The organism is Polaribacter sp. HaHaR_3_91, assembly GCF_019278525.1.
GTDB lineage: Bacteria > Bacteroidota > Bacteroidia > Flavobacteriales > Flavobacteriaceae > Polaribacter.
The window spans coordinates 2840962-2861100 of the sequence record NZ_CP058986.1 but is presented as its reverse complement, the minus strand read 5'-3'; the positions used below and the strand labels follow the sequence as shown (position 1 = coordinate 2861100).

The 20139-nt window shown below is 31.4% G+C and carries 17 protein-coding genes; 12 read left to right on the top strand and 5 right to left on the bottom strand.

All coding sequences use genetic code 11. The annotated features are described in order from the left end of the window. Positions 1 to 72 precede the first annotated feature (72 nt). From H0I27_RS12025 to H0I27_RS11975, 11 genes are all read left to right on the top strand, one after another. Complete coding sequence (locus tag H0I27_RS12025; protein ID WP_218730935.1) at positions 73 to 267, top strand: hypothetical protein; 195 nt, start codon at positions 73 to 75, stop codon at positions 265 to 267. Then, complete coding sequence (locus H0I27_RS12020) at positions 260 to 2950, top strand: sensor histidine kinase (protein ID WP_218730934.1); 2691 nt, start codon at positions 260 to 262, stop codon at positions 2948 to 2950. Before H0I27_RS12025 ends, H0I27_RS12020 begins: the two co-directional genes overlap by 8 nt. Before the next feature lie 16 nt (positions 2951 to 2966). After that, positions 2967 to 3332, top strand: coding sequence for a response regulator transcription factor (locus H0I27_RS12015; RefSeq protein WP_218730933.1), 366 nt, complete (start codon positions 2967 to 2969; stop codon positions 3330 to 3332). A 72-nt stretch (positions 3333 to 3404) separates the two neighbouring features. Continuing rightward, positions 3405 to 3629, top strand: coding sequence for a hypothetical protein (locus H0I27_RS12010; RefSeq protein ID WP_218730932.1), 225 nt, complete (start codon positions 3405 to 3407; stop codon positions 3627 to 3629). Then, positions 3626 to 5521 carry an acetate--CoA ligase gene (locus tag H0I27_RS12005; protein ID WP_218730931.1) on the top strand — a complete coding sequence of 632 codons (1896 nt, stop codon included), beginning with the start codon at positions 3626 to 3628 and terminating at the stop codon, positions 5519 to 5521. Before H0I27_RS12010 ends, H0I27_RS12005 begins: the two co-directional genes overlap by 4 nt. Positions 5522 to 5603: 82 nt before the next feature. Next, positions 5604 to 7511, top strand: coding sequence for an acetate--CoA ligase (gene acs, locus H0I27_RS12000; protein WP_218730930.1), 1908 nt, complete (start codon positions 5604 to 5606; stop codon positions 7509 to 7511). A 23-nt stretch (positions 7512 to 7534) separates the two neighbouring features. After that, the gene (locus H0I27_RS11995; RefSeq protein ID WP_218730929.1) at positions 7535 to 8635 is read left to right on the top strand and encodes a sensor histidine kinase; all 1101 of its coding nucleotides are present in this window, start codon (positions 7535 to 7537) and stop codon (positions 8633 to 8635) included. A gap of 3 nt (positions 8636 to 8638) precedes the next feature. After that, positions 8639 to 9964 carry a sigma-54 dependent transcriptional regulator gene (locus H0I27_RS11990; RefSeq protein WP_218730928.1) on the top strand — a complete coding sequence of 442 codons (1326 nt, stop codon included), beginning with the start codon at positions 8639 to 8641 and terminating at the stop codon, positions 9962 to 9964. 182 nt (positions 9965 to 10146) lie between these two features. Then, entirely contained in the window at positions 10147 to 10296 is a 150-nt protein-coding gene (locus H0I27_RS11985; protein ID WP_218730927.1) for a hypothetical protein, read from the top strand. A gap of 402 nt (positions 10297 to 10698) precedes the next feature. Next, positions 10699 to 11109 (top strand): GreA/GreB family elongation factor, encoded by a 411-nt coding sequence (locus H0I27_RS11980; RefSeq protein WP_218730926.1) that lies wholly within the window; start codon positions 10699 to 10701, stop codon positions 11107 to 11109. Between the two features lie 9 nt (positions 11110 to 11118). Further along, positions 11119 to 11469 carry a hypothetical protein gene (locus tag H0I27_RS11975; RefSeq protein WP_218730925.1) on the top strand — a complete coding sequence of 117 codons (351 nt, stop codon included), beginning with the start codon at positions 11119 to 11121 and terminating at the stop codon, positions 11467 to 11469. A gap of 100 nt (positions 11470 to 11569) precedes the next feature. On the opposite strand, the gene H0I27_RS11970 is transcribed toward H0I27_RS11975, so the two are convergent. From H0I27_RS11970 to H0I27_RS11950, 5 genes are all read right to left on the bottom strand, one after another. Then, positions 11570 to 12235, bottom strand: coding sequence for a PolC-type DNA polymerase III (locus tag H0I27_RS11970; RefSeq protein WP_218730924.1), 666 nt, complete (start codon positions 12233 to 12235; stop codon positions 11570 to 11572). Position 12236: 1 nt separating this feature from the next. Beyond that, positions 12237 to 14123, bottom strand: coding sequence for a DUF294 nucleotidyltransferase-like domain-containing protein (locus H0I27_RS11965; protein ID WP_218730923.1), 1887 nt, complete (start codon positions 14121 to 14123; stop codon positions 12237 to 12239). A 67-nt stretch (positions 14124 to 14190) separates the two neighbouring features. Then, positions 14191 to 15732 (bottom strand): acyl-CoA carboxylase subunit beta, encoded by a 1542-nt coding sequence (locus H0I27_RS11960; RefSeq protein ID WP_218730922.1) that lies wholly within the window; start codon positions 15730 to 15732, stop codon positions 14191 to 14193. Positions 15733 to 15869: 137 nt separating this feature from the next. Beyond that, on the bottom strand, positions 15870 to 17327 hold the full coding sequence (gene accC, locus H0I27_RS11955; RefSeq protein WP_218730921.1) for an acetyl-CoA carboxylase biotin carboxylase subunit: 1458 nt from the start codon (positions 17325 to 17327) through the stop codon (positions 15870 to 15872). Between the two features lie 70 nt (positions 17328 to 17397). Next, positions 17398 to 17883 (bottom strand): acetyl-CoA carboxylase biotin carboxyl carrier protein subunit, encoded by a 486-nt coding sequence (locus H0I27_RS11950; protein ID WP_218730920.1) that lies wholly within the window; start codon positions 17881 to 17883, stop codon positions 17398 to 17400. Between the two features lie 394 nt (positions 17884 to 18277). On the opposite strand from H0I27_RS11950, the gene H0I27_RS11945 reads away from it, so the two are divergent. Then, positions 18278 to 20044 carry an ABC transporter ATP-binding protein gene (locus H0I27_RS11945; RefSeq protein WP_218730919.1) on the top strand — a complete coding sequence of 589 codons (1767 nt, stop codon included), beginning with the start codon at positions 18278 to 18280 and terminating at the stop codon, positions 20042 to 20044. Positions 20045 to 20139 lie beyond the last annotated feature (95 nt).

The window sequence follows — 20139 nt, the reverse complement described above, 5'->3', positions numbered from 1 at the left end:
CGTTTGTTAGAAATCAGTATTACAACTTGTAATGCTGATTTTTTTATTATTTTTAGGGAATAAAGTAAATCAATGAAAAAAAGACATGAGCAGAAGTTAGTTGTATTATCAATTGCATTGTTTTTAATTTTTAATATACCATTTGTCCTAATTTTTAATTTTGAAGGAGCGGTTTATGGTATTCCTACTTTTTATTTTTCAATATTTTCTGCTTGGTTATTATCCATTGTAATTTCATATATCGTTTTAAATCGTCATTATGAATAGTTTTACTTTAATAACCATCATTATTATCTATTTAGCAGTGTTGTTTTACATTGCCTTTTTTGCTGAAAAAAAACGACAAAGCAAGTGGGTTAATAATCCTTATGTGTATACTTTGTCTCTAGCAGTCTATTGTTCTGCTTGGACCTATTACGGAAGCGTAGGTATTGCAGCTACTTCTGGCATTCTCTTTTTGCCTATTTATTTAGGTCCTGTTATTGCAGCTCCTTTATGGATTATCGTACTTCGAAAAATTATTAGAATATCTAAACAGCATAAAATTTCTTCCATTGCAGATTTTATTTCTTTACGCTACGGAAACAATCGATTTTTAGGAGCATTGGTAACTGTTGTGTGTCTTTTCGGAACATTGCCATACATTTCTTTACAGTTAAAAGCTGTTTCTGAGACCTTTGAAATCATGTCTGATGAAACAAGTTATGTTTCAACTTCTATTTTTGATGACTCTACCTTTTACGTTGCTTTATTGTTGGCTATTTTTGCCGCCTTTTTTGGTACTCAAAATACAGATGCGTCAGAAAAACACAAAGGAATTGTTGCTACAGTTGCTTTTGAATCGGTTTTAAAATTAGTTTTTTTCTTTATTATTGGAGGGTATATTACTTTTTACTTATTTGATGGTACCACAGATATTTATAATAAAATTTCGAAAACAGAAAACTTTAAAGAACTGACTACTTTAAGCGGATTAGAAGATGGTTTTAATTGGTTTTTTATGATTGCTTTATCTTTTATGTCTATCTTTTTATTACCACGCCAGTTTCAAGTAACGGTTTTAGAAAATAATAGAGAAAAACATTTAAAAAAGGCAATTTGGTTGTTTCCATTGTATTTATTACTGTTTAATATCTTTGTTATTTTTATAGCTTGGGCAGGTAAATTAACTTTCGGAACTACAAAAAATGCAGAATACTATTCTTTATTACTTCCGTTAGAAAATGGAAATTCATTTTTAGCTACGCTTGTTTTTTTAGGTGGTTTTTCAGCCGTTATTTCTATGGTGGTGGTTTCTACGTTGGCATTGTCTACCATGGTAAGTAATAACTTAATTATCCCTTATGGGTTTTTAGATAAGTTTATAAAGAACCAACCAGAGCGTAACTCTAAGTACATTAAAAATATTCGTCGTATTTCTATTTTTTCTATTATAATTTTTGCATATTTCTTTTATGTATCGTTTTCAAAAGAACTTTCTTTATTTTCAATAGGATTAATTTCTTTTGTAATCATCGCTCAATTAGCACCTTCTTTTTTTATTGGTCTCTTCTGGAATCGAGGTTCTTCAAGAGCAGCCATTATCGGAATTATAATAGGTTTTTTTATAGCTTCTTATTCTTTGGTCTTGCCATTTATTTTACAAGCTATCACAGGTAAAGCAGATTTTACGCAATATGGTTTATTTGGTATTGAAGCTTTAAGACCAAATGCACTATTTGGTATTGATTTTTTAAGTCCGCCAGCTCATGCGTTTTTCTGGAGTCTAACATTTAATTTGATGAGTTATTTAGTGTTTTCATTAGTTTCTAAAGGAAATTATAGAGAACGAAATTACGCAGAAATGTTTGTAGATAGTAGAAGCTTTACATCCCTTCAAGAAAGTGCGTTTGTTTGGAAAGGGGAGGCTTATGTGTCGGATATTAAAAATGTATTGGTTCGTTTTTTAGGTGATGAACGCGCTACTCGTGCCCTTAAAATATTTTTCATGAAGTATAAATTACCATCAGACACACAATTAGGAGATGCTCGTTTAATTAATTTCTCAGAAAAATTATTGACAGGAAGTATTGGTTCTGCATCTGCAAAAATTTTGATTGCAAGTGTCGTAAAAGAAGAACAAATTAGTTTGGTTGAGGTGTTAAAAATTTTAGAAGAATCTAAAGAGAATATTGTAAACAATAAGGTTTTACTAGAAAAGTCTAATGAATTATCTCAGTTATCCTCAAAATTAAAAGATGCAAATAAAGAGTTGATTAGTAAAGACAAGCAAAAAGATGAGTTTTTAGACACGGTTGCTCATGAGCTTAAAACCCCAATTACAGGGATTCGTGCGGCAACAGAATTGTTGATGGATGAAGAGGATGACATGCCTAAAGAAGTAAAAGCGCAATTTTTGAAAAACATCCTTCAAGATTCTGAACGTTTAGGACGCTTAATTCATAATATTTTAGATTTTGAAAAGCTAGAAACAGGACGATTACATCTAGATTTAGAATATGTAGATATTCAAAAAACTATTTCCAAAGCGATTGGAAGTATTACTCAAATTGCCACAAAAAAGGGCGTGAAAATAGTGGTGAAGAATTTACATACTTTTAAAGTGAATTATGATGAAGATAGAATTTTACAAGTATTAACCAATTTAATATCTAATTCCATTAAGTTTTGTCAACAAGAAACCGGTAAAATTGAAATAGATTATAAATTAGGAAATGCTGTTGTAGAAATCTCCGTAACAGATAATGGTAAAGGAATTCCTGAAGAAGACCATGAGTTTATTTTTGATAAATTTTATCAATCTAAACATCAAAATACTAGAAAGCCACAAGGTAGTGGATTGGGGTTGGCAATAACCAAGCAAATAGTAGATAAGCATAACGGAGAAATTTGGGCAAAAAAAGGTGTTAAAAATGGAGCAACATTTGTTTTTACCATCCCTTTTAAGTAAATTGTTCTCGTAAAGTATGAAGAAGAAAATTTTAATTGTTGATGACGAGCCAAATATTGTAATGTCATTAGAATATGCTTTTAAAAAACAAAATTTTGAAGTGTATATTGCAAGGGATGGAAGTGAAGCTTTAGAGATCTTAAAACATCAAACGGCTAACATTGTTTTGTTAGATATTATGATGCCAAATGTAGATGGTTATAAAACCTTACGGTATATAAAAAATACGGTGAGTTTAAAAGATACTAAAGTGGTCTTTTTAACGGCAAAAAATAAAGCTTCAGATATTGAAAAGGGTTTAAAACTTGGAGCAGATAAGTATTTGACAAAACCTTTTTCAGTAAAAAAACTAGTTTCAGAAATATTGGAACTTTTAAATTAAAAGAGAGTCTTTAACGTTATTAAATATTGATTTTGTGTGCAAACAAACAATGTTTAATTAAAAATTAAAGACATGAAATTTCAACTAAATCCGCTTGCATCAGATATTTTTATCAGTATCTATGCAGTAAGTACATTGTATTTTAGGTTTAAGTTTGAAGATAACGGAAACATAGATCCTATACTTTCGGTAGTTTTAGGACTTTCTTTTGTGACCATTATTTGGGTGCTTATTAAACTTAAAATATTAAACCCTAATTGGTTTGGCTTGCTTAATTCTAAAAAAGCGAGATCATGAAATACCAAAAATTTTATAAAAAAAGCATTCTTAATCCAGAAGATTTCTGGAGCAAACAAGCAGATAAATTAGATTGGTATAAAGCTCCAACAACTATTTTATCAAAAGACAAACACAATTATTATCAATGGTTTGAGGATGGGGAACTTAATTTAAGTTATTTGTGTATTGACATGCATATTAAAGATGGTTTTGGAGATCAAAATGCCATTATTTATGATTCGCCAGTAACCAATACAAAACAACATATTTCCTTTCACCAATTGCATCACGAAGTATCTAAGCTCGCTGGTGGATTAAAACAATTGGGATTAAAAAAAGGAGATACTTGTATTATCTATATGCCCATGATTCCGCAGGCACTGTATGCAATGTTGGCATGTGTTAGAATTGGCGTTATCCATTCTGTTGTATTTGGTGGTTTTGCTCCGCATGAATTGGCTATTAGAATAGATGATTGTAAACCAAAAGCAATTATTACAGCCTCTAGTGGTGTAGAAATAGAACGTATTATCCCGTATAAACCCTATGTAGATAGTGCTATGGAGAAATCGGTACATAAGCCAGAAAAAGTAATTGTTTTCGATAGGAAATTAGGGGTAGAAGTATCAATGAAAAGTTACGATATAGATTATACGGATTTAGTTGATAAGTCTGCCTCTATAGAAGCGGTTTCTGTTGCAGCAACACACCCTTCATACATTTTATATACTTCTGGCACTACAGGAACTCCAAAAGGAATTATTAGAGATACAGGAGGATATGCAACTGCATTAAAATTTTCTATGAAATATATTTATGGAGTTGATAAAGGAGATGTTTTTTGGGCTGCAAGTGATGTTGGTTGGGTGGTTGGGCACAGTTATATTGTGTATGCTCCTTTATTAAACAGAAATACAACGGTACTTTTTGAAGGAAAACCAATTAGAACCCCAGATGCGTCTACTTTTTGGCGCGTAATTAGTGAGCATAAAGTAACAGTGATGTTTACGGCGCCAACCGCAATAAGAGCAATCAAAAAAGAAGATCCTAACGGAAGGATGATTAAAAAATATGATTTATCGAGTTTAAAATATCAGTTTTTAGCAGGTGAACGTTGTGATGTGGCTACTTTAACATGGACAAAAGAACATTTAAAAGTCCCCGTTATAGATCATTGGTGGCAAACCGAAAGTGGTTGGCCAATGGTAGCAAATATGGTTGGTGTAGCATTGCAGGAAGTAAAACCAGGATCTGCAAGTTTTCCTGTTTGCGGTTATGATATTCAGATATTAAATGAAGAAGGAGAGGAAGTAGCTTCAAGTGTAGAAGGTTTTGTTGCTGTTAAATTGCCTTTGCCTCCAGGTACTTTAATGAATCTTTGGGGCAATCCAGAACGCTTTCATATGGGATACTTACATCGATTTCCTGGATATTATTTTTCTGGTGATGGCGGTTACAAAGACGAAGATGGATATGTTTTTATTACCGGAAGAGTAGATGATATTATAAACGTTGCCGGACACCGATTGTCTACTGCAGAAATGGAAGAAGTTGTAGCATCTCATAAAGCAGTTGCAGAGTGTGCTGTTTTTGGTGTGCATTGCGAAATTAAAGGACAAAAACCTTTAGGATTAGTCGTTTTAAAAAAGGGAGATGGATATAATGAAATACAAATTCAGAAAGAAATTATACAAGATGTACGTCATGGAATTGGCGCTGTTGCCTCTTTTAGAGATGTATTAATTATAAATAGATTGCCAAAAACGAGAAGTGGGAAAATTCTTCGTAAATTGTTACGCAATATTGCGGATGACTTGCAGTATAATATTCCGTCTACAATTGATGATATTTCAATTATAGCCGAAATAAAAAGTATTTATCAGAAAAATCACATAGGAATTTATAAATAATTTAATAAACAAAATTAAAAACTAACTTGTTACACTAGGCATTAATAGCAAAATGCCTTATAAAAATAAAACCAATATAAGTATGAGTAATTACCACATAAAACATTTAGAAGAATATTTTAAAGTCTATAGAAAATCTATAAGAGAACCAGAAGTCTTTTGGGAAGAAATAGCAGAAGAGCATTTTTTATGGAGAAAAAAATGGGACAATGTGTTAGATTGGGACTTTTCTAAGCCAGAGATTAAATGGTTTGAAGGTGCAAAACTAAACATCACAGAAAATTGTGTTGATAGGCATCTGTCTACAAAAGCAGACAAAACTGCAATTTTATTTGAACCTAATGATCCGAATGAACCTGCAGAACATATTACCTATAAACAATTATCAGAAAGAGTCAATCAATTTGCCAATGTTTTAAAAGAGCATGGAATTAAAAAAGGAGATAGAGTCTGTATTTATGTTCCTATGATTCCAGAATTAGCAATTTCTTTGTTAGCTTGTGCAAGAATAGGAGCGATACACTCTGTTGTTTTTGCTGGTTTTTCATCTACTGCTTTAGCAACAAGAATTAATGATTCTGATTGTAAAATTGTTATTACTGCAGATGGTTCTTTTAGAGGTAAAAAATCAATCGATTTAAAAGGAATCGTAGATGAGGCTTTAGAAAATTGTCCTGGAGTAGAAAATGTGTTGGTTGCAAAAAGAACCAAGGCAAATATCAACATGAAGGAAGGAAGAGATAAATGGTTACAACCATTATTAGACAACGCTTCTAAGGAATGTAGCCCGGAAATAATGGATGCAGAAGATCCTTTATTTATTTTATATACTTCTGGTTCTACAGGAAAGCCAAAAGGAATGGTGCATACAACAGCAGGTTATATGGTGTACACAGCATATACTTTTAAAAATGCATTTCAATACAGAGAAAACGATGTCTATTGGTGTACTGCAGATATTGGTTGGATTACTGGGCATTCTTATATTGTATATGGACCGTTAGCAAATGGAGCAACAACCGTACTTTTTGAAGGAGTACCAAGTTATCCAGATTTTGGTCGCTTTTGGGATATTATAGAAAAACATAAAATCAATCAATTTTATACAGCTCCAACCGCAATTAGAGCTTTGGCAAAACACGGAACAGAATTATTAGATAAGTATGATTTATCATCTTTAAAGGTTCTAGGGTCTGTTGGTGAGCCAATTAATGAAGAAGCATGGCACTGGTACAATGATAATGTAGGTAAGGGGAAAAGTCCCGTTATAGATTCTTGGTGGCAAACAGAAACTGGTGGAATTATGATTACTCCTATTCCTTATGTAACCCCAACAAAACCAACATATGCAACTTTACCATTTATAGGAATTCAACCTGCAATAATGGATGAAAATGGAGGTGAGTTAAAAGGAAATCAAGTAGAAGGAAGATTATGTATCAAATTTCCATGGCCAAGTATTGCACGTACCATCTGGGGAAATCATCAACGATATAAAGAGACTTATTTTTCTGCCTATAAGGATATGTATTTTACTGGTGATGGAGCGCTGAGAGATGAGGTTGGGTATTACAGAATTACTGGTAGAGTAGATGATGTAATTATTGTATCTGGGCATAATTTAGGAACTGCACCAATAGAAGATGCTATTAATGAACATCCTGCAATTGCAGAATCAGCTATTGTTGGTTTTCCACATGATATTAAAGGAAGTGCATTATATGGATATATTACCTTAAAAAATGCTGGAGAATATAGAAATCATGATAATTTAGAAAAAGAGATCAATCAATTAATTACGGATAGAATTGGACCTATTGCTAAATTAGATAAAATTCAATTTACAGAAGGTTTACCAAAAACACGTTCTGGAAAAATTATGAGACGTATTTTACGTAAAATAGCTTGTAACGAAATGGATAATTTAGGAGATACAAGTACGCTTTTAAACCCAGAAATAGTACAAAGTATTATTGATAATAGAAAATAATTTGATATATTTTTTATTTGTAAATGGAAAACCAAATTACGTTAGAAGATAAATTAAAAGAAAGAATTAAAGAACTAACTTGTTTATATAGAGTTAGTTCTTTAATTAAAGATAGTGGTTTTAATGATTTAAAAGAATTATTAAAAGAAATAGCCCTAAGTTTAAAAGAAGCAGTTAGGTTTCCAGAAGAAGCCTTTGTAGAAATTAAAGTAGAAAATTTTGTTTTCGTTGAAGGAAAAAAAAGAGAAGATGCAATTTTTATTATTTCTGCCATAAAATCTTTTGGAAAAATTAAAGGATCTGTTACGATAGGGTATTCCAAACAAAAATTTTCTGAAAACTCTTTTTTAGAAGAAGAAAAACTATTATTACATCAGATTGCTTCAGAAATTGGCGACTTTTTAGAACGAAAAGAAATCAATGAAAAAGAAGAGATTGCCAAAAGGCAAATTGAAAGAGTAGGTAGACTAGCAATTTTAGGAGAAATTACTGCTGGAATTGCGCATGAGTTAAATACACCTTTAGCTAATATTTTAGGCTTTTCAGAATTATTAAAAGAAAAGTATAAAGGAGATAAAGTTGGGCGTGAAGATTTAAGTAAAATAATAAATAGTGCCATCTATTCTAGAGAAGTTGTTAAAAAGTTAATGTTTTTTTCTTGTGAAATGCCCCAGCAAATGATGTCTGTTGATATCAATATTATTATTAATGAGGCAATTAGTTTGTTAAAACCTAGTTTTAGTAAAAAATACATACGCTGTAATATTACTTTTTCAAGTGATAAAATTTATTTAAAGGTTGATAAAATTCAGTTAACTCAAGTAATTTTTAATTTGGTAATCAATGCTATTTATTTTTCAGATGAAAGAGGGAGAATAGATATTGATGTTATTGAAAAAACTAAAAATGTACAAATTAGAATTTCTGATGAAGGTTCAGGAATAGAACCTATTAATTCCGAAAATATTTTTAATCCTTTTTTTACAACCAAACCTACCGGAGATGGTTCAGGTTTAGGCTTGAGTGTTGTACACGGAATTATTAAAAGTCATAAAGGCACTATTATTCATCAACCAAATTCACCAAAAGGGACTATTTTTGTTGTTAGTTTTCCCAAAAGTTAAAAGATGCTAAACAAAGAAAATATATTAATTGTAGATGATGATCTTCTTATTTTAGAACTCATACAGAGGCATTTACAATCTTTAAATTATCATACTTATAAGGCGATATCTGTAAAGGAAGCATTAGAAATTTTAAAAGATACTTCTATAGATTTATTAATTACAGACCTGCAAATGCCAGATGTGGATGGTTTAGAATTAATTAAATACACGTCTGAACATTATCCTAAAATTCCAAAATTAGTAGTTACAGGTTTTCCTTCTATAGAAGGAGCTTTAGAAGTAATGAAATCTGGAGCAGTAGATTATATTACAAAACCTTTTACAAAAGAAGAACTTAAAAAGGCAGTTTTAAAATCTTTAAAAATTAACTCTAAAGAAGATACAGTTAGCCAGGTAAAAGTAGCAGAAACTCATAAACCGTATGGCGAATTAATAGGAGCATCGCCTGCAATGAGAAAAGTAACAGACGTAATAGATCGGTTAAAAAACAACAAAGCAACGGTTTTTATTTATGGTGAAAGCGGAACCGGAAAAGAGTTGGTGGCACGTTCTATTCATTATATGGGTAAATATTCCTCAGCACCTTTTGTTGCTGTAAACTGCGGAGCAATTCCAGAAAATTTATTAGAATCAGAGTTGTTTGGTTATGTAAAAGGAGCGTTCACGGGTGCTGAAAAAGATAGAAAAGGCTTTTTTCAGGCAGCCAATAATGGAACTATTTTTTTAGATGAAATTGGCAATGCATCTTTAGCAACTCAATTAAGATTGTTACGGGTTTTACAAGAAAAAGAAGTGGTAAGAGTTGGTTCTCAAAAAGCAGAAAAAGTTGATGTTAGGGTAATTGCTGCAACAAATATCAATTTAAAAGATTTAATTGAAAAAAAGCGTTTTAGAGAAGACTTATATTACCGATTAACAGTTGTAGAAATTAAGGTGCCAACTTTAACAGAGAGAAGTTCTGACATTCCGTTGTTGGTAGAAAAGTTTTTATTCAAATATGGAATAGAATACAAAGACCGTTTTATAAAGATTACACCTGAAGCCTTAGAGGTTCTAAAAAACTATTATTGGCCAGGTAATATTCGGGAATTAGAAAACGTAATACAAAGAGCTATTATTATGTCTGATAGAAAGGTAGATGTAGAGCACTTGCCGAAGCATATTAAATATCAAATCAATTTTTCTAAAACGGACAAGTTGTTGTCTTTAAAAGAATTTGAAAAAAACTATATTTTAAAGGTTTTAGCAGCTACAAATAATAATAAAACTAAGGCAGCAGAGATTCTTAAAATTGATAGAAAAACACTCCGGGAAAAATTAAAATAAGCACATTTAAAAACGAGTAAAAAAGTAGCAGTTGGGGAATATTTCCTCAACTGTTTTTTTTGTAATAAACATTGTTGTTTGTTTAAGTGTGTGATTATTAGTTTATTGTGTGTTGTTTTTGTTCTTTTGGATACATGTGGCATATCACTTGCTATTAGATAGTTGTAATTAAAAAGATAATTATGGTTTTCAATAATAATAGTTTATGTAGTACTTGTATTCATAAAACAGACTGTAGTTTAACATCAAATAAAAATGCTATTTGGGCTTGTAGTGAATATGAAAAAAAAGATTTATTAGAAACAAATGCAATAACAGGTTTTAATTTCTAAGAAATTGAAAACATCTAATTATAAAATTGTTAGTAGAGAAGTATAAAAAATAAGCCACTTAAACAAGGTTAGATCGAAAATGTATTAAGGAGTTTGACAGTGCTAATTAGTTTGTAAACTCAAACCTTAATTAAGAAATATTTAATGTAGCCAATAATTAATAGGTAATTCATTTTTATTTAAGAATGGTCAATGAAGATGTAGAAAAAATAGTATTGCTATAACTCCAGGTATTTATGTAATTCTAGAAGTATTATAGATTATTATTTTTAATGGCATCAGAATAAAAAGGGAGAAGTATTTATTAAAGAATAGGCAAATAGATTTATGTTTTGGTAATAGATGGGTTAGAGTGAATGTATGTAAAACGTGGTTTTTTCCATAGAATTAAATTTTGAAAAAATGAAGTATGATCAGTTAATTATAGAAGAAAATGAGTTTTTAATAATTGAAAAACTCTTAAATTTAAACAAGGTAGTCGAGTCAAAAACGGTAAAGAGTCATATTTTTAAACTACAAGAAGAATTAAGGAATGTAACTAAAGTTGTTACCGAAAAAGAAATGCCTACAGATGTTGTAAGACTTAATTCTTTAGTTTCAGTGCGTTCTTTAGATGGTTTATGGGAGAAAACTTTTGAGTTGGTTGTGCCTTCAAAGGGGAATGTTTTACAAAATAAAATATCATTATTGTTACCAATGGGTACTGCTGTTTTAGGGTACGCCAAAGGCGATTTAATTTTATGGGATTTTCCAGGAGGTCAAAAAGAATTAAAAGTTTTAGAAGTAATGCAGCCAGAAAGAATAACCAAATAAATAATAATTATGCAAATAGATAATGAGCAGACTGAAAATCAAATAATTCAAAAACGAAGTCTTAACGAAGTAAAAAGATGGATGTTAGAACTGAATGAAATTTCACAAGTATGTAATGATATTAAAATGAATAGTCTTGGAAAAGATCATTTAAGTAAAGAGGTTTCTACTATTATTGAAAATAATAAGATGATACATCATATACTTTTGGAATATAAGAATGTCTTAGACAACCCAACTGAATGTATTGATTTAGCGTGTGATTTATTTTTTTACAAAGAGCATAAAAAAAACAGAAATCTATTTACAGAACATTTTAATGACTATAAGAAATTGAAAAAGGAATATGATTTAATTTAAGCATTGTTAAGTTAGTTTTTTTGTAGGTGGCTCTAAATTTATAATTTGGAGCTGCCTTTTTTATTTAATTTTTATACTAAAATTAAAGTTTATTCTGTCTCTATATAAGACCTATTCTGTCATTACTTCTATGCAAATAAGTTAAAGAAAGTACCGTGTTTTTTTTCTTTAAAACACAAAGTAGTTTTACAAATAAGATTGCGGTAATAAAAGCATCTCCAGATGCTGTGTGTCTATCATGTTGAGGTATGTTAAATCGAAGTGATAATTCATCTAAACTAAAATGTTTTTTTGAAGTATCTAATTTTGATTTTATAAATAAATGTCCAGTGTCTAATACTTTATTTTTTAATTTTGGTAAATTCAATCGTTTTAATGCTTGATTAATCATGGCAACGTCAAAAGCGGCATGATGTGCTACTAAAACAGCATTTTTAATATGCTCCAAAAATTGAACTATACCTTCTTCTTCAGTTACCTTATATATAGTTCCTTGCTTTAGAATACCATGAATTTTTACAGTTTCTGTGTTGAATAAATCTTGTGTTAGATAGGATTCTAAAGAGTCAGAAACCTTTATCATTTTATCAATAACAGTGATGGTTCCAATAGATAATATTCTGTCTTTTTTGATGTCTAAACCTGTAGTTTCAGTATCAAAAATTACAAAACGAATGTTTTCGAAATTAGCGTTTTGTTTTTCTTTGAAATATGCTGTATAAGATTTCCAAAATGCAGGGTAATTTTTTTTTCTAAACCAAAACATACTATAAAAATTGAGAAAGTTTAAATCGAGTCTGAATTAAATCTTGGACATTTTTTACGGCTTTAAAACAACTTTTTAATTCCAAACGATTGGCTTTACTTAATGTTTGTAAATCTATAAACCTTCCAGAATCGTTATGTAGTAAACCTTGTTGAGTTCTAAAGTAAAGAAGGTTTTTAAATGCCTCTAAACAGGCTAAAAACACATCCTTATTTTGTGGTTCTAATTCAGCTAATTTTTCATATCTAACAATGGTATTGTTATGTGTTTTTATGTTTTTTGATAAGATTAATAAACGAGCAGCATCTACCAAAGGCATCATTGCACGTGCTTTAATATCAAACTGATCTTTGTGCTCTCCATTTCGTTCTACTAAAAATTGTCTAAAGAAACTTAACGGAGGCGGATTTTTTAAAGCATTTAAACCTAAATAAGTTAAAAAAATATCACGAGATTCTATAGACTCAAAAATACTTTCAGCTAAAGAGCTGACTAAATTTTTATCACCATAAACAAATTCAAAATCAAAGAAAATAGTACACAACATTAAGTTGTCTTGATTTGGAGTTGTAATCCATTTTTTAAATTGTTGTTCCCATTGAGAAATTGATAAACACCATTTAGGGTTACTAGCCATCATATCCGCAGGGCATAATTCAAAACCAACGATTTCTAATTTTTGATTGATTTTTTTGGCAAGGGATAAAAAATATTGTTGTGTTTTTTCGTGTTCATTTTCATCAACATTATTAAAAACTATGGCATTGTCTTGGTCTGTAAGTAATAATTGCTCTTCTCTACCCTGACTTCCAATGGCTAACCAAGCAAAAGTAGTTGGAGGAGGAGTTGGTATTTCTTTTATAGCTTGCTCAATAATTTTTTGCGTAATACTTTCGTTAATGGCAGAAAGTATTTTAGTGGCAAATACAATAGGAATTTGCTGTTTTATATACCGTTTTAAAAGTTGTTCTGCTCGTTTTCTAATTTGTTGTAATTGCTTTGTAGTTGAGATTCGTTTTACTTCTTTCACTAATGCAGATGCATTATTTTCTCTAACAACTATAATATCATGTTCAGATAGAATACCTGTTAAACCAGAATTTGGTGTACCATCTTTGGTAATACACAAATGCGTAATTTTATATTTTAATAGGGCAATTTGTGCCTCTGCTACGGTAATATTTTCAGGATAGGTAATAACGGGAGATGACATTATTTTAGTAACAGGTTCTTCTATAGAAACCAATCCCGTGGCAATTTTTATACGTAAATCTTTATCGGTAATAATGCCTAAAGGTTTGTTTTTTTCCGTAATTATAATAGAACCCACACGTTTGTGCGTCATAATAATTGCCGCTGCTTTTATGCTAGTTTCTGGAGAACAGTGAATAGGGTTTTTAGAAAACTCTATAGATTGCTCTTCAAAAAAATCTTGAATATTCCCTGAAGATTGATTTTGAGGTTTCGGTTCTGAATAGCGTGTGTTAGAAACAAAGCTCGTCATTAAATATGTACTTGCTTCTGGGGTTGTGGTGATATAATTCTCAAACAATTCCGAAGACAAACTATACACAATACTTTCCTCTAAGGCTTTTGCAGTTAATTTGTAACTGTCTTTTCGCATGAGCGCTCGTAAACCAAATATATCACCTTCATCACATTCATCAACTAAAAGATTTGTTTCTTCTTCAAACAAACCAATGGCACCATCTTTCACTACATAAAATTGATTTTTTATAGGGACTCCTGTAATAAATAAATTGGAATCTTTTTCTAAATAAAGGATGTCCACAGCTTTACAGATCGCTAATAATTCGTCTTTAGGCAACATATTAAAAGGAGGGAAGTCCTTTAAAAAATCTGATATCCGTTTCGCAATGGTGTTCATGACTCTAATTTACAATAAACGACTTGTTTTTAAAAAGTGATCTCTTAATATGATTAAATAACTATAGTTATAATGGTATGTTTCCGTGCTTTCGATCTGGCTTCACTATTTCCTTATTTTCTAGCATAGAAAATGCTTTTATTAACTTTCTTCGGGTATCTTTTGGAATAATTACTTCATCTATAAAACCACGTTGCGCAGCGCTGTATGGATTGGTGAAAAGTGTTGCATATTCTGCTTCTTTTTCTTTTAATTTTTCAACTGGATTTTCAGAGGATTTAATTTCTCTTTTAAAAATAATCTCTACAGCTCCTTTAGCTCCCATAACTGCAATTTCTGCGCTTGGCCATGCAAAATTCATGTCTGCCCCAATATGTTTAGAGTTCATAACATCGTACGCGCCACCATACGCTTTACGTGTAATTACGGTAACTCTTGGCACAGTAGCTTCGCTAAAAGCGTAGAGTAATTTTGCTCCGTGTACAATAATACCATTCCATTCTTGGTCGGTTCCTGGTAAAAAACCTGGAACATCTTCAAGTACTAAAAGCGGAATATTAAAAGCATCGCAAAAACGCACAAAGCGAGCTCCTTTTTTAGAGCTATTTACATCTAAAACACCAGCTAAAAACTGCGGCTGATTCGCAACAATTCCAACACTTCTTCCGCCTAATCTAGCAAAACCAACAATAATATTTTCGGCATAATCTTTATGAATTTCATAAAAAGAATCTTCATCTATAATTCCGGATATGACTTTGTGCATATCGTACGGTTTATTGGAGTCTAAAGGAACAATGTTAGTAAGTTCTTCTCTAATTTCATCTTGTAATTTAAAAGGTAAAAGGGCAGGAGTTTCTTTATTATTTTGAGGTAAATAGCTTAAAAGTTTTTTAATTTCTTCTAAACAAGTTACGTCATTAGAAGATGTTTTGTGTGCTACTCCAGATTTTGTAGCATGTGTACTTGCGCCACCTAGTTCTTCACTTGTAACTTCTTCATTGGTAACTGTTTTTACGACGCTCGGTCCTGTTACAAACATATAACTACTGTGTTCTACCATAATGGTAAAATCTGTCATGGCAGGGGAATAGACTGCACCACCAGCACAAGGGCCCATTATGGCAGATAATTGCGGAATGATTCCAGACGATTGCACATTTTTATAAAAAATATCTGCATAACCGCCAAGAGAACGAACACCTTCTTGAATTCTTGCACCACCAGAATCATTTAGACCAATTAATGGAGCTCCAACTTTCAGCGCCAAGTCCATAATTTTACAGATTTTCTCTGCATGTGTTTCAGATAAAGAGCCTCCAAAAACAGTAAAATCTTGAGCAAAGACATAGGTTAGTCTTCCGTTTACGGTTCCGTAACCAGTTACTACACCATCACCATAATAAACTTGATATTCCATACCAAATTCTTTTGTTCTGTGTGTAACTAAAGCGCCAATTTCTTCAAAAGAACCGTCATCTAATAAATACAAAACACGCTCTCTTGCTGTTAATTTTTTCTTTTGATGTTGCTTATCAATTTTATCTTGACCACCACCTAAATAAGCTTGAGCAAGTTTGTCGTTAAGGATTTTTATTTTTGATTCCATTATTGTGTTTGTTTTCTCGAGAAGGCGCAAAGTCGCAAAGTTGAGTATTATTTATGTTGTGTGTTTGTTGACTTTTTTTGAATTTCTTTTTTATTAAGTATTAATTTATATGTCTAAATTTTATTTTTTTAAGACTGCTACTGAATACTGCTACTAGAAACAGGTATTCTTAATAATTTTTGATCTTCTAAATACTTTTTTACAGCAATAAGTGCTGCAATTTTTGCTTCTTGTTGTTGCTTGTTTATTATAGCTTCTGGGGAATAATGCTTTTTAACAAAATGTGTATTGAAATTTCCAGAACGAAAAGCATCATGTTCACACACAAAACTTCCGAAAGGTAAAGTGGTTTCAATTCCTTCAATCTGATAGTTCTGAATAGCGGTAATCATCAATTCAATAGCTTCTTCTCTTGTTTTTCCGTAGGTGATTAATTTTGATAACATGGGATCGTAATAAATGGGAATGTCCATGCCTTGTTCAAAACCATTATCCACACGAATGTTTTTACCTTCTGGTAATTTGTAAACCTTTAAATTCCCCACACTTGGTAAAAAATCATTTAAAGGATCTTCTGCATAGACACGTAACTCTAAAGCGTGTCCCTTAATTTTTAAGTTTTCTTGTGTGATTGGTAATACTTCGCCTCGAGCCACACGAATTTGTAATTCTACCAAATCGGTATTTGTAATGAGTTCCGTAACCGGATGTTCTACTTGCAAACGTGTATTCATTTCTAGAAAATAGAAATTATGATGGTCATCTAGCAAAAACTCAACCGTACCAGCACCAACATAATCACAAGATTTTGCGACTTTAATGGCTGCTTCTCCCATCTTTGAGCGTAATTCTGGGGTTAAAATAGCAGAAGGAGCTTCTTCAATTACTTTTTGATGACGACGTTGAATGCTACATTCGCGTTCAAAAAGATGCACCACATTTCCGTGTGTATCTGCCATAATTTGCATTTCGATATGTCTAGGTGAGGTAACATATTTTTCTATAAAAACAGCCCCATCACCAAAAGCATTTATAGCTTCGCTGATGGCTCTTTGCATTTGCGATTCGAATTCCATTTCGTTTTCTACCACACGCATTCCTTTTCCTCCGCCACCGGCGGATGCCTTTATTAGTATAGGGAATCCGATTTCTTTAGCTATTATTTTAGCTTTCGGAATGTCTGTAATGGCTTCTTCTGTGCCAGGAACCATCGGAATATTATATGCTTTTACAGCCTCTTTTGCTGCCAATTTACTTCCCATTATTTTAATGGCTTTAGATTTTGGACCAATAAAAACGATGTTATTCTTTTCGCAGGCTTCTGCAAAATCGGCATTTTCAGATAAAAAACCATAACCAGGATGAATGGCATCTACGTTTAGGTTTTTAGCAACTTCAATAATTTTATTACCTAATAAATAAGATTGATTAGATGGTGCTTCTCCAATTAAAACAGCTTCGTCTGCAAACCTTACGTGAGGTGCATTTCTGTCTATAGAAGAATACACAGCAATTGTTTTTATACCCATTTTTTTAGCGGTTCGCATAACACGAATGGCGATTTCTCCTCTGTTTGCTATTAAAATTTTTTTCATATAAAATTTATATTTTTTTATTTCGGAAGATGGTTATCGGGTTTGTAAAAACCTTGTAGGATTTTTCTGTTTATTCAAATGCTATTAAAAGTTGATTTTTATCTACAGTTTCTCCTTTTGTTACCGAAATCGTTTTTATAATTCCTGCTCTTGGAGACGTTAATGCGTTTTCCATTTTCATGGCTTCTAAAATTAAAAGAGTGTCATCTTCTTTTACTTCCGAACCAACTTGAACATTAATTTCTAATATTAAACCGGGCATAGGTGCTTTAATTTCGTTAACTTCTTTTGTGATGCCAATTTCGAATCCCATTTCTTTAATAAGGATATCTAATTCATCATGAATTTTAATTTGATAAACCGTGTTATTCACTTTTATGGAATACGATTTCTCATAAAAATTGGCGTTTATAATTTCAGTTTTGTACGATAAATGATTATCAAGCACATGAAATTCGGAATCTGAAACTTTTAAAGTGTCTAGTTTTTTTACAGCTTGTCCGTCAATTTTAAAATCGAAAGTATCGTTTACTTTTACTTGATAAGCATGTTTCATCCTTTTTTATAATTTAATGATTGTAAATATATGTTTTTTAAAGCTTTCTTTTTAAGTGGTTTATCTAAATGTTGCTAATTTAATATAGTTATTCTAAGAGAAGTAAGAATATGTTATTGGTGTTTTTCTATTGTTTTTTTATGTTTAAGATTGGATAATATGGCTTCATAAGCGAAGTGAAATTTAATTATATATAGGTTGTTTTTGCGTAAGAGATAGTAGTGGTATCCTTTTTTACTTTTTTGTAAAAAAGATTTAGCGAATAGCCCGACCCTTTGGGAACGCCCTAAAAGATAACATTGAAATGAAAAATGTAACTTTGCAAATATGTCAGACTTCTTTTCTATGGCATATAAATTGACAATACATTTGTACTTACATTTTAAAACAAACGATGCAACATTATAAAGAATCAAAAAAAGATAAAACCAAACCCAAAGTAACCTTAAAACAAGCTTTTAAAACCATTATTTGGCCAAGAAGAAACTTGGTGTTTTTAGGTTTAATATTAATAATTATTAGAAGTTTATCTGGTTTTGTGCTGCCCATGCAAAGTAAAGTTTTAATGGATGAGGTAATTCCAAATAAAGATTACAGTCATTTATACAACTTAATTTTTATTGTTATTGGGGCGATTTTAGTACAAGCAATTACTTCTTTTTTATTGACGAAAGTTTTGAGTATTCAGGCGCAATATTTAATATCAGAATTAAGAGCACAAGTACAAAAAAAAGTTTTGTCTTTGCCTATCAGTTTTTTCGATAATACAAAATCTGGTGCCTTGGTTTCTAGAATTATGAGCGATGTAGAAGGGGTTAGAAACTTAATTGGTACAGGTTTGGTACAATTAATTGGAGGTTCGTTTACGGCAATTTTAACCTTGGTTATTTTGTTAAGAATGAATGTTTGGATGACGGTTTTTACCTTTGTTCCTTTATCAATTTTTGGTATAATAGCGTTAAAATCTTTTAAATACATTCGACCGATTTTTAGAGCAAGAGGAAAAATTAATGCAGAAGTAAAAGGACGTTTAACGGAAACGTTGGGCGGAATTAGGGTGATAAAAGCCTTTAATGCAGAAGAACAAGAAAGCAAAATTTTTGAGGAAGGTGTTGATAATATTTATCAGAATGTAAAGAAAAGTATGACGGCAACTGCTATCATGACAAGTTCATCAACCCTTTTAATTGGTTTAGCAACTACTGGAGTGATGGGAATTGGTGGGTATTATATGATACAAGGTACCATGACTTTTGGTGATTTTATTCAGTTTACATTTTTGTTAGCTTTTATGGTAGCGCCAATTGTACAAATGAGTAATATTGGTAGTCAATTAACAGAAGCTTTGGCAGGTTTAGACAGAACGGAAGAGTTAATGAATATGGCTGCGGAAGAAGATGATGAAGAAAGAAAGGTTGTTTTAGAAGATTTACAAGGAGAAATTAATTTTGACGATGTTTCTTTCTCTTACGAAGAAGGAAAGAAGGTGATTAATAATATCAACTTTAAAGTTCCTGCTGGTTCTGTAACTGCTTTGGTAGGGAGTTCTGGTTCAGGTAAATCTACCATTGCAGGTCTATCAGCAACATTTTTAAATCCTGAATCTGGTACTATTACTATTGATAATCAAGACATGTCTAAAGTGAAACTATCCAGTTATCGTAAGTATTTAGGTGTTGTTTTACAAGACGAATTTTTGTTTGAAGGTAGCATTAGACAAAACATACTATTTCCTAGACCAGATGCTACAGAAGAGGAATTACAAAATGCCGTAAAGGCGGCGTATGTAAATGAGTTTACAGATCGTTTTGATGATGGTTTAGATACTTTAATTGGAGAAAGAGGTGTAAAGCTTTCTGGCGGCCAGCGTCAGCGTTTGGCAATTGCAAGAGCTATTTTAGCAGATCCAAAAATTATTATTTTAGATGAAGCAACTTCTAGTTTAGATACCGAAAGTGAGTCTTTAATTCAGAAAAGTTTGTCTAAATTGGTGAAAGACAGAACAACGATTGTGATTGCGCACAGGTTGAGTACTATTAAAAAAGCAGATCAGATTTTAGTTATTGAAGCAGGAAGTATTGCAGAAAGAGGTACGCATGATGAATTGATTGCTAAACAAGGCAGGTATTATGATTTGTATACCTATCAATCTAAAATATAAGACAGAAATCAGTGGATAACAATTCTACTGTTTGTTTGAGCGTAGTCTAGAACTATTTAAAGTTAAAATAGGTTTTCACCGCGCTTAACCTGACA

Bases quoted from the DNA above. Each gene is read 5' to 3' on its own strand.
- H0I27_RS11995 (WP_218730929.1), top strand. From the start codon at position 7,535: ATGGAAAACCAAATTACGTTAGAAGATAAATTAAAAGAAAGAATTAAA.
- H0I27_RS12025 (WP_218730935.1), top strand. From the start codon at position 73: ATGAAAAAAAGACATGAGCAGAAGTTAGTTGTATTATCAATTGCATTG.
- H0I27_RS11970 (WP_218730924.1), bottom strand. From the start codon at position 12,235: ATGTTTTGGTTTAGAAAAAAAAATTACCCTGCATTTTGGAAATCTTAT.
- H0I27_RS11980 (WP_218730926.1), top strand. From the start codon at position 10,699: ATGAAGTATGATCAGTTAATTATAGAAGAAAATGAGTTTTTAATAATT.
- H0I27_RS12015 (WP_218730933.1), top strand. From the start codon at position 2,967: ATGAAGAAGAAAATTTTAATTGTTGATGACGAGCCAAATATTGTAATG.
- H0I27_RS11950 (WP_218730920.1), bottom strand. From the start codon at position 17,883: ATGAAACATGCTTATCAAGTAAAAGTAAACGATACTTTCGATTTTAAA.
- H0I27_RS11975 (WP_218730925.1), top strand. From the start codon at position 11,119: ATGCAAATAGATAATGAGCAGACTGAAAATCAAATAATTCAAAAACGA.
- accC (WP_218730921.1), bottom strand. From the start codon at position 17,327: ATGAAAAAAATTTTAATAGCAAACAGAGGAGAAATCGCCATTCGTGTT.
- H0I27_RS11965 (WP_218730923.1), bottom strand. From the start codon at position 14,123: ATGAACACCATTGCGAAACGGATATCAGATTTTTTAAAGGACTTCCCT.
- H0I27_RS12010 (WP_218730932.1), top strand. From the start codon at position 3,405: ATGAAATTTCAACTAAATCCGCTTGCATCAGATATTTTTATCAGTATC.
- H0I27_RS12005 (WP_218730931.1), top strand. From the start codon at position 3,626: ATGAAATACCAAAAATTTTATAAAAAAAGCATTCTTAATCCAGAAGAT.
- H0I27_RS11945 (WP_218730919.1), top strand. From the start codon at position 18,278: ATGCAACATTATAAAGAATCAAAAAAAGATAAAACCAAACCCAAAGTA.
- H0I27_RS12020 (WP_218730934.1), top strand. From the start codon at position 260: ATGAATAGTTTTACTTTAATAACCATCATTATTATCTATTTAGCAGTG.
- acs (WP_218730930.1), top strand. From the start codon at position 5,604: ATGAGTAATTACCACATAAAACATTTAGAAGAATATTTTAAAGTCTAT.
- H0I27_RS11985 (WP_218730927.1), top strand. From the start codon at position 10,147: ATGGTTTTCAATAATAATAGTTTATGTAGTACTTGTATTCATAAAACA.
- H0I27_RS11990 (WP_218730928.1), top strand. From the start codon at position 8,639: ATGCTAAACAAAGAAAATATATTAATTGTAGATGATGATCTTCTTATT.
- H0I27_RS11960 (WP_218730922.1), bottom strand. From the start codon at position 15,732: ATGGAATCAAAAATAAAAATCCTTAACGACAAACTTGCTCAAGCTTAT.